12 protein-coding genes are annotated in these 16312 nt (G+C 45.8%); 7 read left to right on the top strand and 5 right to left on the bottom strand.

The genetic code is table 11. The features are described from left to right. Nucleotides 1-3: 3 nt before the first annotated feature. The 5 genes from mnmG to rpmH all read right to left on the bottom strand — a co-directional run bounded on the left by mnmG (nucleotide 4) and on the right by rpmH (nucleotide 5072). A complete protein-coding gene (gene mnmG, locus KNP88_RS08020; RefSeq protein WP_214893162.1) occupies nucleotides 4-1890 on the bottom strand; it encodes a tRNA uridine-5-carboxymethylaminomethyl(34) synthesis enzyme MnmG in 1887 nt (628 codons plus the stop codon). Nucleotides 1891-1934: 44 nt separating this feature from the next. Next, nucleotides 1935-3317 (bottom strand): tRNA uridine-5-carboxymethylaminomethyl(34) synthesis GTPase MnmE, encoded by a 1383-nt coding sequence (gene mnmE / locus KNP88_RS08015; RefSeq protein ID WP_088838305.1) that lies wholly within the window; start codon nucleotides 3315-3317, stop codon nucleotides 1935-1937. A 149-nt stretch (nucleotides 3318-3466) separates the two neighbouring features. Continuing rightward, nucleotides 3467-4321 (bottom strand): membrane protein insertase YidC, encoded by an 855-nt coding sequence (yidC, locus tag KNP88_RS08010; protein WP_214893161.1) that lies wholly within the window; start codon nucleotides 4319-4321, stop codon nucleotides 3467-3469. A gap of 97 nt (nucleotides 4322-4418) precedes the next feature. Further along, nucleotides 4419-4769: a ribonuclease P protein component gene (gene rnpA / locus KNP88_RS08005; RefSeq protein WP_029332171.1), complete on the bottom strand. Its 351-nt coding sequence runs from the start codon at nucleotides 4767-4769 to the stop codon at nucleotides 4419-4421. 168 nt (nucleotides 4770-4937) lie between these two features. After that, entirely contained in the window at nucleotides 4938-5072 is a 135-nt protein-coding gene (gene rpmH / locus KNP88_RS08000) for a 50S ribosomal protein L34 (RefSeq protein ID WP_012371910.1), read from the bottom strand. A 729-nt stretch (nucleotides 5073-5801) separates the two neighbouring features. Here rpmH and dnaA point away from each other — a divergent pair. From dnaA to KNP88_RS07965, 7 genes are all read left to right on the top strand, one after another. Beyond that, nucleotides 5802-7199 (top strand): chromosomal replication initiator protein DnaA, encoded by a 1398-nt coding sequence (dnaA, locus tag KNP88_RS07995; RefSeq protein ID WP_029332172.1) that lies wholly within the window; start codon nucleotides 5802-5804, stop codon nucleotides 7197-7199. A 186-nt stretch (nucleotides 7200-7385) separates the two neighbouring features. Next, entirely contained in the window at nucleotides 7386-8519 is a 1134-nt protein-coding gene (gene dnaN, locus KNP88_RS07990) for a DNA polymerase III subunit beta (RefSeq protein WP_029332173.1), read from the top strand. A gap of 141 nt (nucleotides 8520-8660) precedes the next feature. Then, entirely contained in the window at nucleotides 8661-8882 is a 222-nt protein-coding gene (yaaA, locus tag KNP88_RS07985; protein WP_029332174.1) for a S4 domain-containing protein YaaA, read from the top strand. 1 nt (nucleotide 8883) lies between these two features. Beyond that, a complete protein-coding gene (gene recF / locus KNP88_RS07980) occupies nucleotides 8884-10038 on the top strand; it encodes a DNA replication/repair protein RecF (protein WP_214893160.1) in 1155 nt (384 codons plus the stop codon). A gap of 10 nt (nucleotides 10039-10048) precedes the next feature. Further along, nucleotides 10049-11962, top strand: a complete 1914-nt coding sequence (gene gyrB, locus KNP88_RS07975; protein ID WP_200872415.1) for a DNA topoisomerase (ATP-hydrolyzing) subunit B — start codon at nucleotides 10049-10051, stop codon at nucleotides 11960-11962. Between the two features lie 27 nt (nucleotides 11963-11989). Beyond that, on the top strand, nucleotides 11990-14638 hold the full coding sequence (gene gyrA, locus KNP88_RS07970; RefSeq protein ID WP_214893159.1) for a DNA gyrase subunit A: 2649 nt from the start codon (nucleotides 11990-11992) through the stop codon (nucleotides 14636-14638). Nucleotides 14639-14740: 102 nt separating this feature from the next. Next, nucleotides 14741-15787: an HD-GYP domain-containing protein gene (locus KNP88_RS07965; protein WP_214893158.1), complete on the top strand. Its 1047-nt coding sequence runs from the start codon at nucleotides 14741-14743 to the stop codon at nucleotides 15785-15787. Nucleotides 15788-16312 lie beyond the last annotated feature (525 nt).

Below are 16312 nucleotides of genomic sequence, written 5' to 3'. Positions count from 1 at the left end.
TTATCACTCCGCAGTCAATGCGTATTGGCCTTGCTCGATATAAATTAGCAAAATCGAGATATCTGACGGGTTAACCCCAGAAATCCGTGATGCTTGTCCAATCGAGAGCGGACGCACTTGGTTTAATTTCTGTTTTGCTTCAATCGCGAGACCATTGATGACATCGTAATCGAGTCGATTCGGAATCCGTTTTTGTTCCATCCGCATCATACGTTCGACTTGATCGAGTTGTTTGTCGATGTAGCCCGCATACTTAACTTGGATTTCGACTTGTTCTGCCGCTTCCGCTGACAACGCAACGGGTGGCTCTGTCATGTCTGCAATCATCGCATACGTGATTTCTGGACGTTTCAACAACGTGATGGCATGAAGCGCTTCTTTTAGTGGCGAGACGCCGATTGCCGTCAGTTTTTCGTTGACGTCTGGTGTCGCTTTGATGACGACTTTTTCAAGACGTTTCATTTCGCGACTGATTTCGTCTTTTTTCAGTTCGAGTTTCGCATGACGCGTGTCATTGATCAGACCGAGTTCATGTCCGATTTCAGATAAGCGAAGATCGGCATTGTCATGACGGAGTAAGAGACGGTATTCAGCACGTGACGTCAAGAGGCGATACGGTTCGTTCGTCCCTTTTGTGACGAGATCATCAATCATGACACCGATATACCCTTGCGAACGCGACAAAATCAATGGCTCTTTGCCTTGAACTTTAAGCGACGCATTGATTCCAGCCATGATGCCTTGTCCGGCAGCTTCTTCGTAGCCGCTCGTACCGTTAATTTGTCCTGCTGTGAATAACCCTTCGACCCGTTTCGTTTCAAGTGTCGGCCACAGTTGTGTCGGAATGACTGCATCGTATTCGATTGCATAGCCGGGACGCATCATTTCTGATTTTTCAAGACCGGGAATCGAACGTAAGATATCATGTTGGACATCTTCCGGTAAGCTTGTTGATAACCCTTGGACATAGACTTCTTCCGTATCGCGACCTTCCGGCTCGAGGAAGATTTGGTGACGCGGTTTATCATTGAACCGGACGACTTTGTCCTCGATTGAAGGACAGTAGCGTGGGCCTGTTCCTTTAATCATGCCTGAGAACATCGGTGAACGGTGTAAGTTCGCGTCAATCAATTGGTGTGTGTACTCTGTCGTATACGTTAACCAACATGGAATCTGCTCCGTGATCATCTGAGTCGTTTCATGGCTGAACGGTAAAGCAACCGCATCCCCTGGTTGGATTTCGGTTTTTGAATAATCAATTGTTTTTCCATCGATTCGGGGTGGTGTTCCTGTTTTGAAGCGCGCGAGCTCGAACCCGAGTTCCTCGAGATGCTTCGATAGGTTGACGGACGGCATCTGATTGTTCGGACCACTCTCGTATGAGAGTTCGCCGATGATGATTTTCCCGCGCATGAACGTTCCTGTCGTAATGACGACAGCATTCGCCCGGTACTCTGCTCCCGTATTCGTCACGACACCGACACAGCGTCCATCTTCAATCAATAGACGTTCGACGAGTGCTTGACGTAACAAGAGGTTCGGTTCATCCTCAAGGGCTTTTTTCATTCGATTTTGATACTCAAATTTATCTGCCTGTGCCCGGAGTGCACGGACGGCCGGACCTTTTGATGTATTGAGCATTTTCATTTGGATGTAAGTCGCGTCGATCGCTCGTGCCATCTCGCCACCTAATGCATCAATTTCCCGGACGACAATCCCTTTTGCGGGACCACCAATCGACGGGTTACAGTACATGAATCCGACCATGTCGGGATTCATCGTTAACATCACCGTTTTCGAACCCATTCGCGCTGATGCGAGTGACGCTTCGATTCCAGCATGTCCGGCTCCGACGACGATGACGTCGAATTCACCTGCTTGATAAGCCATAATTTCGGTTCCTCCTTTTATGAATCAACAACCTGACAGTGCAATTATTTCCCTAAACAAAACTGGGAGAAAAGTTTATCGAGTAGACTATCTTGCGCCGTATCCCCATTGATTTCGCCAAGCGTATCCCATGCCCGGCGTAAATCGATTTGGACCATGTCGATCGGCATCGCTGCTTCTGCCGCCCCGAGCGCATCTTCAATCATCTGACTCGCTTGTTTAATCAATTGAATATGACGTGCATTCGAGACGTACGTCATGTCTTGGCTTTCAACACCTTGTTCGAAGAAGAGGGCTGCGATTGCTGCTTCGAGGTCGTTGACGCCTGCTTCTTCAAGCAAGGATGTCGTGACGACCGGGCGTCCTGCAGCCAGTTCTTCAACACGTGTTAAGTCGATTTGTTGCGCAAGGTCACTCTTGTTGACGATGATGATCGCGTTCATATCGCGAATCGCTTCAAACAACAAAATATCTTCTTGCGTCAATTCGTCATTCCCGTTTAAGACGAGTAAAATCAAATCCGCCGAATTGAGTGCCTGGCGTGATTTTTCGACACCCATTCGTTCGACGATATCTTCCGTTTCCCGAATCCCTGCCGTATCGATCAACTTGAGCGGTACACCGCGGACATTCACATATTCCTCAATCGTATCACGGGTCGTCCCTGCGATATCCGTGACGATTGCTTTTGCTTCTTGCACCAATGTGTTGAGCAAAGATGATTTCCCGACGTTCGGTCGCCCGATGATTGCTGTCGACAGGCCTTCACGTAGAATTTTTCCTTGGCGCGCCGTCCGGAGCAGTTCCGTCAGGATGCGGCGGACTTCCCCAGCATCTTTTTGGACGATTTGTTGCGTCATTTCTTCCGCATCGTATTCCGGGTAGTCGATGTTGACTTCAATCGAAGCGATCGTCTGTAACAGCTGTTCGCGCAATTCTTGGACAAGCTTCGAGAGCCGCCCTTCGATTTGACCGATTGCAACCGTCATCGCCCGGTCCGTTTTCGCACGGATTAAGTCCATCACGGCTTCAGCTTGGGATAAGTCGATGCGCCCGTTCAAAAAGGCGCGTTTCGTGAATTCACCTGGTTCTGCTAGACGAACATCAGGTTGTGCCAGAATGAGTTCGAGTACACGATTGACCGCGACGACTCCACCATGGCAATTCAATTCGACGACATCTTCGCGCGTAAACGTCTTCGGCGCTCGCATGACACTGACCATTACTTCATCGACGACCTGCTCCGTCTCGTGGTCGACTAATTTCCCGTAATGAATCGTGTGGGTTGGTACTTCCGTTAACTGATTCGCACCTCGGTACACTCGGTTTGCCGTTGCTACTGCTTGCGGACCTGATAAGCGGACGATTGCAATCGCCCCTTCGCCCATCGGTGTCGAAATCGCGGCTATCGTATCAAATTCCATCATTCGTCATTCACACCTCGTTTTCTTCTATCGTTTCTATGATTAATTGATGAGTTAGTTATAAATGGGTATAACGTGACAACTATACACGAAAATGACTCAAAGAAAAAGAGCGACACTCTGTAAAAACGGAGTATCGCCCTCATTTGTGATTAACGTTTCTTTTTCGGCTTTTTCGGAGCAGGAGCTGCTTCGGCCGCTTCTTTTTCACGTTTTGAAGCAATCGTTGCTTCAGTCTGTAATTTGATCTTCTCACGCATCGGCTTCATGATCACGATCGTCACGATGATCGAGAAGATATAACCAACGACCCAGTAAAGTGACAAGGCAGAGGGTAACGTCACACCCATGACGAAGATCATGACCGGGAAGACGTACAACATGATTTTCATTTGCGGATTATCGTCTTGTCCCGCCATCGAGAGTTTCTGTTGCAGGTACGTAAAGACCGCTGAAAGAATCGGTAAGATAAAATACGGATCTGGCTTTCCAAGATCGAACCAAAGGAACGTATGCTTGAAAATATCCGGCGTGTAAATGATTGCATTGTAGAAGGCAATCAAGATTGGCATTTGAATTAAGATCGGTAAACAACCTGCAAGTGGATTGACGTTATGCTCCTGATAAAGCTTCATCATTTCCTGTTGCAATTTCTGTTGTGTTTCCTGATCTTTTGAACTGTATTTCTCACGCAGTTTCATCATTTCTGGCTGGATGACTTGCATACCACCCATACTCTTCGTTTGTTTAATCATCAACGGTAAGATGACAAGACGAACAATCAATGTCGTAATCACGATTGCAATCCCGTAATCCCCATTAAAGTATTCAGCAATTTTTCCAATCAACCAAGCCATCGGCCAAACAAAATAATGTTTCCAGAAACCTTCTGTGTCAGCAGTAATCGGTTCACCTGTTCCATATGTTCCAGGTGTACAACCCGATAGAACAACTGCGAGTACTGACATCAGTCCAAGTGTCAACCAAATCTTAGTTCTCTTGTTCATAATTCCTCCTAATGATGTTTACCCTTTGTCGGTCAGACTCCTTCTATAGATAGAATCAGGAAAGACCGTTACAAATCAAACAGAATATATTACGTATTTATTTAACTTGCCGCTTCCAGACGCCGGAACGCTTTAATACATGCCGCAAACTATCTGCGACTTCTTGCGCAGTCATCTTCGCAGCTGGATTGCGGGCGATGATTACAAGATCATAATCTGGTGCAATCGAAGCTTCATGTAACAAAAATGCTTCACGAAGGTACCGTTTTACCTGATTACGTACGACAGCATTTCCGATTTTCTTACTCACTGATAAACCAATCCGAAAATGAGCTTGCTGGTCTTTTTTTAGTGCGTATACGACAAATTGCCGATTAGCGACAGAGGCTCCTCGAGTAAACACCGCTTGGAACTCCTTGTCTTTCTTGACGCGGTATTCCTTCTTCACCTTGATCACACTCCATCCTGACATCACGAAAATTCGTCGTCTTTCATCATATCATAGAATAATCCTGCTTCGCGAGAGGGGGTTGTGACAAAAGCACGAACACCCTTAAAAAAAAGCAAAAAAAAGATCACCTCAGGCATCGCCAGAAGTGATCTCATCATCGCTCGATTATACAGTCAAGGCTTTGCGGCCTTTAAGACGGCGAGCAGCCAAGATCCGGCGGCCACTCTTCGTTGCCATGCGCGCACGGAATCCGTGAACTTTTTTGCGCTTACGGTTGTTTGGGTTGAAAGTTGGTTTCATTTTAGTCTGCACCTCCTTTAAAAATTACTCTATTAAAAAACATCGTTTTCTACTTTAAGGCAGTCTTGTACATTATATAAATCAAAAGGGACCTTGTCAATGAAAGTTCGTAAGAATTATCTCGTTCGATTCTATCGATTCGTTACGATAGAAATCTGGATGAGGGTTCGTATTACAAGATAGGAATCCGATCTGCATGAACAATAGGAAATTCCCCAAGTTAAAACTATCCACAGACTTATCCACACTATCCACACTTTCCGTGGATAACTCTTCACTTTGTCTACAATAGTATTTTTTAAAATCAACGTCAAGGTTTGATTTTCGACTCGATTCTCCAACTATTTTTGATTTTGTGTATAACTATTTTTTTACGCTTCCTCTTTCAAAAAGTTATACACACGTTATCCACACCTTATCCACACTATCCACAGCCTGTGGGTAACTACCTGTGTATATCTTTATTTACTTGTGGATAAATCACTCTAGGCATTGCCAGGGCTCATTTCATTTGATACACTAATTGTGCATAACAACGACACGAACCAAATTGAATTTTCAAGTTATACACACCCTGTGGATAACTTTATACACAGTTTTACTTGCCTGTGGATAACGTTATCCACAGTTTTTATGTTGTGGGGATAAGTCGAGTTTCTTCATTAACTTTGTCCTGTGCATAAACCTGTGTATAGTTTTTTATATCATGATAGAAAAAGGGGGGTATTTATGAAAAACGCTGCCGAACTTTGGCATAATGTATTGTCTGTGATCGAGGAAGAAGAACGGACACCTAAGGCAAGTTATGACATGTGGTTAAAATCCACTGAAGGCGTCACGCTGAATGGAACGACACTGATCATCTCAGCACCAGCTGCATTTACCGTTACTTGGCTGGAACGTCAATACTTATCGTTACTCGAAGATACGGTTGAAGAAGTGACAGGGAGTCGACTTGATATTCAATTTATCGAGGAAGGCCAAGCAAAGAAGATGCTCGATCGTCAAAATGAGGAAGCGTCTGAGACGGTACCACCGTCTAAAACATCAAATCGTGCACAATCGTCACGAAAACCGACCGATGAGCTGGTCATGAGTGAACTCGGTCAATTGAATACAAAATACACGTTCGATACGTTTGTCATTGGATCAGGTAACCGTTTTGCCCATGCCGCTTCCTTGGCTGTAGCAGAAGCACCTGCAAAAGCCTATAATCCTTTATTCATCTATGGAGGAGTCGGACTTGGTAAAACCCATTTGATGCACGCGATTGGCCAGTACGTCCAAGATCAAAACCTTGGGACGCGGATCGCCTATGTCTCCTCAGAACGTTTTACAAATGACTTCATTAACTCGATTCGGGACAATAAAACCGTTGAGTTTCGGAACAAATACCGGAATATCGATGTTCTATTAATAGATGACATTCAATTTCTCGCAGGAAAAGAGCAGACGCAAGAGGAGTTTTTCCACACATTCAATGCCCTGCACAATGATCAAAAACAAATCATCATCTCAAGCGACCGACCACCAAAAGAAATTCCGACACTTGAAGATCGGCTTCGCTCTAGGTTCGAGTGGGGATTGATAACAGACATCACACCTCCTGACCTTGAGACACGGATTGCGATTTTGCGGAAAAAAGCCAATGCCGAGCAACTTGATGTTTCTAATGAAGTCATGCTCTATATCGCGAGTCAAATCGACACGAATATCCGCGAGCTCGAAGGGGCACTGACGCGTGTCATCGCTTATGCGAACCTGGTCGGACGGACGATTGATCCGAATGTTGCGGCAGAAGCGCTGCATAACATCATGCCGGTCACGGAGCCGCGAAAAGTCACAATCCGCGATATCCAGGAGTCCGTCAGTAAACACTTCAACTTACCGTTTGACGACTTAAAGGCTAAAAAACGAACAAAATCGATTGCCTTTCCCCGCCAGATCGCGATGTACCTCTCGCGAGAGATGACGGAAAGCTCTTTACCGAAGATTGGTGAGGAATTTGGTGGACGGGATCACACGACAGTCATCCATGCACATGAGAAAATCAGTATGCTCGTTAAATCGGATGGAGAAACAGGAAAAGTCATCGAACAAATTAAGCATGAATTGAAACATTCCTGAACCTGTGGATAAGCTGTGGATAAAAGAGGCTAGTTATCCACAAGTTATCCACACGCACTTTGGCTCTATACCAAGTTATCCACCGACTTATCCACACTATCCACAGCCCCTAATACTATTATTAAAAAAATATATTATTATGTTATGATGATGTAACGCCCATTTTGAGAGGAGCTTAACGACAATATGCATATTACAATTCAACGCGATACTTTAATCCAAGCCATCCAGGACGTAGCGAAAGCTGTCTCATCAAGAACGACGATTCCAATCTTAACGGGAATCAAACTTGAAGCGCATGGTGACGGAATGACGTTAACAGGAAGCGATACCGAGATTTCAATTGAACGGACAATCTATGCGGAAGAGAATGGTACTTCTTATGTAACCGTCCACCGCGCCGGTAGTGTCGTCCTCAATGCCCGTTTCTTTGGTGATATCGTTAAAAAGTTACCAACAGACGAAGTCATCATCGAAGTCTCTCCAAACTTCATGACACGGATTCAATCCGGGACAGCTGAATTTCATCTGAACGGTCTTGATTCAGACGAGTTTCCGCGTCTTCCACAAGTCGATGGGGGACAACAGTTCCGTTTACCCGCAGATTTATTACGTTCAATGATCCGTCAGACGAGTTTTGCCGTCGCGGTTCAAGAAACACGTCCTGTTTTGACAGGGGTTAACTTCTCAGCAGATAAAGGCATTTTGACATGCGTATCGACGGATAGTCATCGCCTTGCACTACGTCGGGCACAGTTTGAGACAGAGAACGAGATTTCGTTCCAAAATGTCATCGTGCCGGGTAAGAGCTTAAACGAATTATCGAAACTGTTAGGTGATGGTCATGTCGATGTCACGATCACGAACCAGCAAATCCTCTTTAAAATGAAACATGTCCTATTCTTCTCTCGCTTACTCGACGGGAACTATCCGGATACGTCGCGTTTAATTCCGGAAGAGTACCGGACTGCTGTCCGTATGAATGCGAAGGAATTGCTTCAGGCAATCGACCGGGCATCACTTCTTGCACGTGAAGACCGCAACAACGTCATCAAGTTCGCAGCAGAAGGTACGACAGCTGTCGAAATTTCATCGCACTCACCAGAAGTTGGGAAAGTTTCGGAACAAGTGAGCATCTTGTCGCTTGAAGGCGAAGAGCTGAAGATTTCTTTCAACTCGAAATACATGATGGATGCCTTAAAAGCACTTGATGCGACGGATATTGAAATTCAATTCACGGGATCGATTCGGCCATTCATTCTCCATCCGGTCGACCAAGATAACGTCTTGCAATTGATTTTACCTGTCCGTACGGCTTGATTCCCTCCCCGAGAAACCGACTTGGTTTCTTGGGTTTTTTTTGTAATCCGTATATATGTTCGTTCATTTTGCTAAATCATGAGTTTTTTAGTACAATAAAGAGTATGTCATTTATAATATGTAGGTAGGAGGAGTCAATCCATGAATCAAATCAAAATCACGTCGGAATATGTCACATTAGGTCAGTTCTTGAAGCTGTCTGATATTATCTCGAGCGGAGGACAAGCAAAACCATTTCTAGCGGAGGTACCTATTCTCGTCAACGGTGAGGTCGATCAGCGACGTGGTCGTAAGTTGCGGGATGGAGATGTTATTGACGTAGAAGATTACGGTCAATTCGTCATCAAGAACGAGGCGAACTAACGTGCGACTAGATTCGGTACGACTCAGTCATTATCGCAACTATGAGTCGCTGGAATTGTTCTTTTCTGAAAAGACGAACGTCTTAATCGGGGAAAATGCTCAAGGCAAGACGAACTTGCTCGAAGCGATCCACGTATTGGCGCTCGCGAAATCGCACCGGACGACACACGATAAGGAACTGATCCAGTGGGATGCGGAAGCAGCGCGCGTCGAAGGACGTGTCATGAAGCGGATGGGTCCCCATTCGCAGGAAATCCAGATTTCGAGTCGTGGGAAAAAGGCGAAGCTCAATCATCTCGAACAGCGGCGCCTCAGTGATTATATCGGGGCGCTCAATATCGTGTTGTTCGCACCAGAGGATTTGCACATCGTCAAAGGCAGTCCACAAGTACGGCGTCGCTTTTTAGATATGGAGATTGGTCAAGTCAGTCCGGTCTACCTGCATGAATTAAGTCAATACCTGAAAGTGTTGAAACAACGAAATGCGTTGTTGAAGCAGTTGTCAATTAAAGGGGGGGACGAGACGTTCCTCGACATTTTGACGGAACAGATGATTACGCTTGCCGTTAAAATCGTTCAACGCCGTCATCATTTCATTGCCCAGCTCGAAAAGTGGGCGCGACCGATTCATGATGGAATCAGTCGTGGACAGGAAGAACTCGTTCTACGCTATCGATCCGATACATTTAGTGATGATTCGCTGGATGTCGAAGGAATGACTGCTTCTTATACGCAGAAGTTTGGTAAAATAAAAGAAAATGAAATTAGACGAGGCGTGACGTTATTTGGTCCACACCGTGATGACTTCGAAATGGAGGTCAATGGACGAAATGTCCAGACATACGGTTCACAAGGACAACAACGGACGGCTGCGCTCTCGTTGAAGCTAGCAGAGATTGAGTTGATTCATGAGGAGGTCGGGGAATACCCGCTACTTCTTCTAGACGATGTGTTATCGGAACTCGATGATCATCGTCAAACCCATTTACTCGATACGATGCAACAAAAGGTTCAGACGATCCTGACGACGACGAGTGTCGAGGGAATCGCACATGAAACGATTAGACAAGCGAAGTTGTTCCACGTGAAACAAGGAGCAGTTATTTTGGAAGAGAAATCCTATAAAGAAACAGTAGGTGAGAAAACCGATGAGTAATCATGAAGATATGGAATTGGAACAAGGGTACGGTGCCGATCAGATTCAGGTACTTGAAGGTCTTGAAGCCGTTCGAAAACGTCCAGGTATGTATATTGGATCAACCGCGTCGAAAGGGCTCCACCATTTAGTTTGGGAAATCGTCGATAACTCGATTGATGAAGCACTGGCTGGATACTGTGACACGATTAAAGTCACGATTGAACCAGGGAACTCGATTCTAGTTGAGGATAACGGTCGGGGGATTCCGATTGATATTCAAGAAAAAATGGGACGTCCTGCAGTCGAAGTCATTTTAACGGTCCTCCATGCCGGCGGTAAGTTTGGTGGCGGAGGCTACAAAGTATCAGGTGGTCTTCACGGTGTCGGGGCTTCGGTCGTCAATGCGTTGTCGACGAAGCTTGAAGTATTCGTTAAGCGGAACGAGAAGCTCTATTATCAATCGTATCATCGTGGTGTTCCAACACAAGATCTCGAAATCATCGGGACTTCAGAAGAGACAGGGACAATGATTCGTTTCTTCCCGGACAGTGAAATCTTCCAGGAAACACTCGAATACGATTACGATTTACTTGCGACACGTTTACGTGAACTCGCTTTCTTGAATAAAGGTCTGAACATCGTCATTACGGACGATCGTGCAGAAGAACCGATTACGCGGCACTTTCATTACGAAGGTGGGATCAAGTCGTACGTTGAACACTTGAACCGCTCGAAAGAAGTTGTCCACCCGGAACCGGTCTACGTCCACGGAACGAAGGATGGCATCGAAGTCGAAGTTGCGCTTCAATACAACGATGGCTTTGCAGCCAACATCTATTCGTTTACGAACAACATTCCGACGCATGAAGGCGGTACGCATGAAACGGGCTTTAAGACGGCGTTGACGCGTGTCATCAATGACTATGCGAAGAAGTTCGGTTTGATGAAAGAAGCAGACGGTACGTTGTCTGGGGAAGACGTCCGTGAAGGAATGACGGCAATCGTCTCGATCAAACACCCGAACCCCCAATTCGAAGGACAAACGAAAACGAAGCTCGGTAACTCGGATGCTCGAACAGCGACCGATACGTTATTCTCTTCCATCTTTGAACAGTTCATGATGGAAAACCCGACGAATGCTCGTGCAATCGTCGAAAAAGGAATGATGGCCTCGCGTGCCCGGATGGCAGCGAAACGCGCGCGTGAATTGACACGTCGTAAAGGTGTCCTTGAAGTAAGTTCACTTCCTGGTAAATTGGCCGACTGTTCATCGCGGGATGCAACGATTTCAGAAATTTATATCGTTGAGGGTGACTCAGCGGGTGGTTCTGCGAAATCAGGTCGTGACCGTCACTTCCAAGCGATTTTACCGATCCGTGGTAAAATTTTGAACGTTGAAAAAGCCCGTCTCGATAAAATTCTCGGCAGTAACGAGATCCGGACGATCATTACCGCACTCGGAACGAGTATCGGTTCAGAATTCAACATCGAAAAAGCACGGTATCATAAAGTCATCATCATGACCGATGCCGACGTCGATGGTGCCCACATCCGGACACTCCTGTTGACGTTCTTCTACCGGTATATGCGTCCGCTCGTCGAGCATGGTTATGTCTATATCGCACAACCGCCGCTATACGGAATCAAGCAAGGGAAAAACATCACGTATGTTCATAACGAACGTGAGCTGAACGAGGCCTTAGCCGCACTTCCAGAAAACGCGCGTTACGACATTCAGCGTTACAAAGGTCTCGGTGAGATGGATCCAGAGCAACTTTGGGAAACGACGATGGATCCGAGTGGTCGTCAAATGCTTCGGGTTGAACTTCAAGATGCCATCGAAGCGGATGAAGTATTCGATATCTTGATGGGAGATCAGGTAGAACCACGTCGTGACTTTATCCAGTCGCACGCGCATTACGTGAAGAACTTGGATATTTAACGTTGAATAGAGAGGGTGGCCAGACGAATGTCCGATCAACAAGGAATCATTAAAGATATAAATATTAGTCAAGAAATGCGTACATCCTTCATGGATTACGCGATGAGCGTCATCGTCGCACGTGCACTTCCTGACGTACGTGACGGTCTGAAGCCAGGACATCGTCGTATTCTTTATGCGATGAACGATCTCGGTATCCGCGCAGATAAGCCACATAAAAAATCTGCCCGTATCGTCGGTGAAGTTATCGGTAAGTACCACCCACACGGTGATTCTGCTGTTTACGACACGATGGTTCGGATGGCACAGGACTTCAGCTACCGGTATGAGCTCGTGGATGGACACGGAAACTTCGGTTCTGTCGACGGCGACTCTGCCGCTGCGATGCGATATACGGAAGCCCGTATGTCAAAAATCGCGATGGAAATCGTTCGCGATATCAATAAAAATACCGTTGATTTCAAAGATAACTATGATGGATCAGAGCGCGAACCAGAAGTCTTACCGTCGCGTTTTCCGAACTTGCTCGTCAATGGATCAAGCGGGATCGCGGTCGGGATGGCAACAAACATTCCGCCGCACCAATTAGGTGAAGTCATCGATGGCGTACTTGCGCTAACGCATAACCCGGAGATTACGATTTCCGAGTTGATGCAACACATTCCAGGTCCTGATTTCCCGACAGCCGGTGAAATCTTAGGTCGGAGCGGGATTCGCCGTGCCTATGAAACGGGACGTGGGTCAATCATCGTTCGTGCGAAAGCAGAAATCGAACAAGCTAAAAAAGACCGCGAACGGATCATCGTGACGGAACTGCCATATCAAGTCAACAAGGCGCGTCTCGTAGAAAAAATCGCCGATCTCGTCCGTGAGAAGAAAATTGAAGGCATTACGGACTTACGTGACGAATCCGATCGTCGTGGTATGCGGATCGTCATGGAAATTCGTCGTGATGCAAACGCAAGTGTCATCCTAAATAACTTATATAAGCAGACATCGATGCAAACGACGTTTGGTGTCAACATGCTTGCGATCGTGGGTGGTCGTCCGAAAACGCTGACACTCAAAGAGATGCTCTATCATTACCTCGAGCACCAAAAAGAAATCGTCCGTCGTCGGACACAGTTCGACCTTGAGAAGGCGGAAGCACGGGAACATCTTCTTGCGGGTCTTCGCATCGCACTCGATCACTTGGATGAAGTCATCAAAATCATCCGAGCGAACCGAACGGCTGATGCGGCACGCGAACAGTTGATGGATCGGTTTGCTTTGTCTGAGAAACAATCGCAAGCGATTCTTGATATGCGTCTTCAACGTCTAACAGGACTCGAACGTGAGAAAATCGATGCTGAATATGATGAAATCATGCAGCTGATCACGGAACTCAAAAAAATTCTCGAAAGCGATGAAGAATTGCTTGAATTGATTCGGACGGAACTCGAAGAAGTGAAAGAACGCTTCAACGACAAACGCCGGACTGAAATTCGGATGGACCACATCGAATTCGAAGATGAAGATTTGATTCCTGAAAAAGATATCATCATCACATTGACGAGCAGTGGATACATTAAACGTCTCACGACGGATTCGTATCGTGCACAACGTCGTGGTGGTCGTGGTGTCCAAGGAATCGGTACGAATGATGCGGATTATGTAACACGTCTCTTATCGTGTTCGACGCATGATACGATCCTGTTCTTTACAAACCGCGGGAAAGTCTACCGCATCCGTGGGTATGAAGTACCTGAGATGAGCCGGACTTCAAAAGGTGTGCCGATCATCAACCTGATTCAGATTGAACGGGGTGAAAAGGTCGAGACGATGATTCCAGTTAACTTTAAACGATACCTGGAAGAGCAAAATGTCGTCGAAGAATCCATCATCGAAGCGACAATCGAATCGGATGACGACGTAACACCGGAAGAAGAAGCGGAAGAGGTACTTGATGCAGAAGAAGTCATGCAGGATGAGCAAAAATCATTAATCTTCATGACACGTAAAGGACGCGTTAAACGTTCGCCACTCTCTGCTTATGCTCGGATTAATAAAAACGGTCTGATTGCGATTCGTCTGTTCGAAGACGACGAATTGACATCTGTCCGTCTCGCATCGACAGACGATGAAGTCTTTACCGTTTCAAACCGTGGTAAGGCGATTCGTTTCCCGATCACAAACGTTCGTTCAATGGGACGTGGTGCGCGTGGTGTCAAAGCGATGAAACTAGCAGAAGAAGATATCGTCATCGGCATGGAGCTTGCGCGTGACGAACAAGATGTCCTCGTCATCACGGAAAAAGGATTCGGGAAGCGGACACCAATGACTGAGTTCCGAAGCCAGACGCGTGGTGGTAAAGGATTGATTGCAAGTAAAGTGAACGACCGGATTGGTCAAATCGCTGCCCTACGGATTGTTGACGTCGATGACGACATCATGATCATGACAGAAGGCGGAATCGTCATCCGGACCGATTCACAAAACATTTCACGTGTCGGACGGAACACACAAGGTGTCAAAGTCATCCGGATTGAAGAAGGTGACCGTGTCGCTACCGTCGCGAAACTGAAAAAAGAAGAAAACGAAGAAGCGATCGTTGATGAGCTGTCGACTGTCGTGGATGAAGAAAACGTTTCTCCGGTTGTTGAAGCAGAAACAGTAATCGAAGAAACAGAAGAATAACATCAGTATGGAATAAAGAGGTACAGCAGAGTCGGACGGTAGATGTCCCTACTCTGCTGTTTTTCTACAAATAAAACTGATGAGAGAAAGGGACGAGGTAAGATGCGTATCGCAAGCGAGCGACTCATCATCGGAGATCGGGTAACGGAGTCAGTCTTTTTACATACCGATATACCGATTGTCGAAGCTGGAAAAAAACTAGGGACAGACGAACTAAGACGCCTGAAACGGTTTTTGATTAAGGAAATCGATATTGAGGAACGGCCAGAAGGTCTAGTCGAAGAAAGTCAACAAGAGATGGTTCGTCTTCAAGAAGTGAGCGAAAATCCATTCGAACCACTTGTTGGTTCCTATAACCAAGTTTTCACCTCATGGGAACAAGGTTTCACCCCGAATACATATGAAGCTTTGAAATGGGTTAAAAACTCGATGCCAGATACAGTTCGTCGGGAAGACATTTTACCGTTTTTCCTTGAACGGGGAACGGAAGCATATACAGTTCGCCATGCGGTTTATCGAGGGGCACTCGCTCAGCTGTTAGCGGAAGCAGTCAGAAAAGAACGAAAGATGATTCAAGACTTATGGACAGCCTCTTACTTTGCAGACTATGGACTTGCACGCATCATGGAGTGGCGACATACAAAACGATATGAAGCGATGCAACAAGAGATTTTCCATCGACATCCGGCGATGGCTTATCAAGCCTTACAAAACGATACGGTCATTTCAGATACGGTCAAACGTTTAATCGTCCAACACCATGAACGTCTAGACGGATCCGGTTACCCATTAAAAGCCACGGGTGATAAAATCATGGATCATACACGTCTTTTTATCGTAGCAGATGTTTTTGCGGCAATGACAAGCTGGCGTCCATACCGGGAGGCTTACACGGCATACGATGCATACGTTCACCTAAAAGCGCGGCCGATGCAGTACGATTCGAAGTACGTTACATTACTCGGACAACTCTTATTGCCGATTGGAATCGGAGATCGTGTTTTGATGAGTAACGGAAAAATTGCAACTGTCGTGCGGAAGAATGTCATCTTTGATCGTCCTGTCATCGTCTATGATGAGCATAATCAGCAAGTCGTGAAAGACTTAATGGACGATCGCCAGTTAAACATCATGAAGCTAATGGATTGAGTAAGAACTAGTACTATAGAAGAAACAAGCCATTTAGTTTCAAAATAAGTGATCAATTGAACTAAGATATCGTTTTGTTCGAGTCGTATTTTAAACATGTTGCATAGCTTTGAGAATTCTTTAGAGTAGCACCTGATTGTTTCGACTCGAACAAAATAGTATATCTAAACCCACTCATACCAACGATAAATAGTTTTTATTCAAATGGCATCAAATCATTACAAAAGAAATTGAATTTCTTTTGTAAAAAAGCTTGCACAATAATAAAACGCATGGTATATTATTTCATGTCCTAAAGAGGACGCACGCTTGAAACGAACGAAAAAAACTTCTTTTAAAAAGTTGTTGACTTATCGTTCCAGACTTGGTATTCTAATTGAGTCGCCAAAACAGGCGCGGACGAACTTTGAAAACTGAACGATGAGGCAAAAAACGTATCTTCGGATACAAACAATGAATGAAGCGCAAGCTTCGTCAACGTGACTTTTAGTCACACAAACGAGCAAGTCAAACACTTTATGGAGA

Origin of the sequence: Exiguobacterium sp. H66, from assembly GCF_018618705.1 — a bacterium.
GTDB lineage: Bacteria > Bacillota > Bacilli > Exiguobacteriales > Exiguobacteriaceae > Exiguobacterium_A > Exiguobacterium_A oxidotolerans.
This window is presented reverse-complemented; position numbering and strand designations above follow the sequence as displayed.

Bases quoted from the DNA above. Each gene is read 5' to 3' on its own strand.
- mnmG (WP_214893162.1), bottom strand. From the start codon at position 1,890: ATGGCTTATCAAGCAGGTGAATTCGACGTCATCGTCGTCGGAGCCGGA.
- mnmE (WP_088838305.1), bottom strand. From the start codon at position 3,317: ATGATGGAATTTGATACGATAGCCGCGATTTCGACACCGATGGGCGAA.
- yidC (WP_214893161.1), bottom strand. From the start codon at position 4,321: ATGAACAAGAGAACTAAGATTTGGTTGACACTTGGACTGATGTCAGTA.
- rpmH (WP_012371910.1), bottom strand. From the start codon at position 5,072: ATGAAACCAACTTTCAACCCAAACAACCGTAAGCGCAAAAAAGTTCAC.
- dnaA (WP_029332172.1), top strand. From the start codon at position 5,802: ATGAAAAACGCTGCCGAACTTTGGCATAATGTATTGTCTGTGATCGAG.
- dnaN (WP_029332173.1), top strand. From the start codon at position 7,386: ATGCATATTACAATTCAACGCGATACTTTAATCCAAGCCATCCAGGAC.
- yaaA (WP_029332174.1), top strand. From the start codon at position 8,661: ATGAATCAAATCAAAATCACGTCGGAATATGTCACATTAGGTCAGTTC.
- gyrB (WP_200872415.1), top strand. From the start codon at position 10,049: ATGGAATTGGAACAAGGGTACGGTGCCGATCAGATTCAGGTACTTGAA.
- gyrA (WP_214893159.1), top strand. From the start codon at position 11,990: ATGTCCGATCAACAAGGAATCATTAAAGATATAAATATTAGTCAAGAA.
- KNP88_RS07965 (WP_214893158.1), top strand. From the start codon at position 14,741: ATGCGTATCGCAAGCGAGCGACTCATCATCGGAGATCGGGTAACGGAG.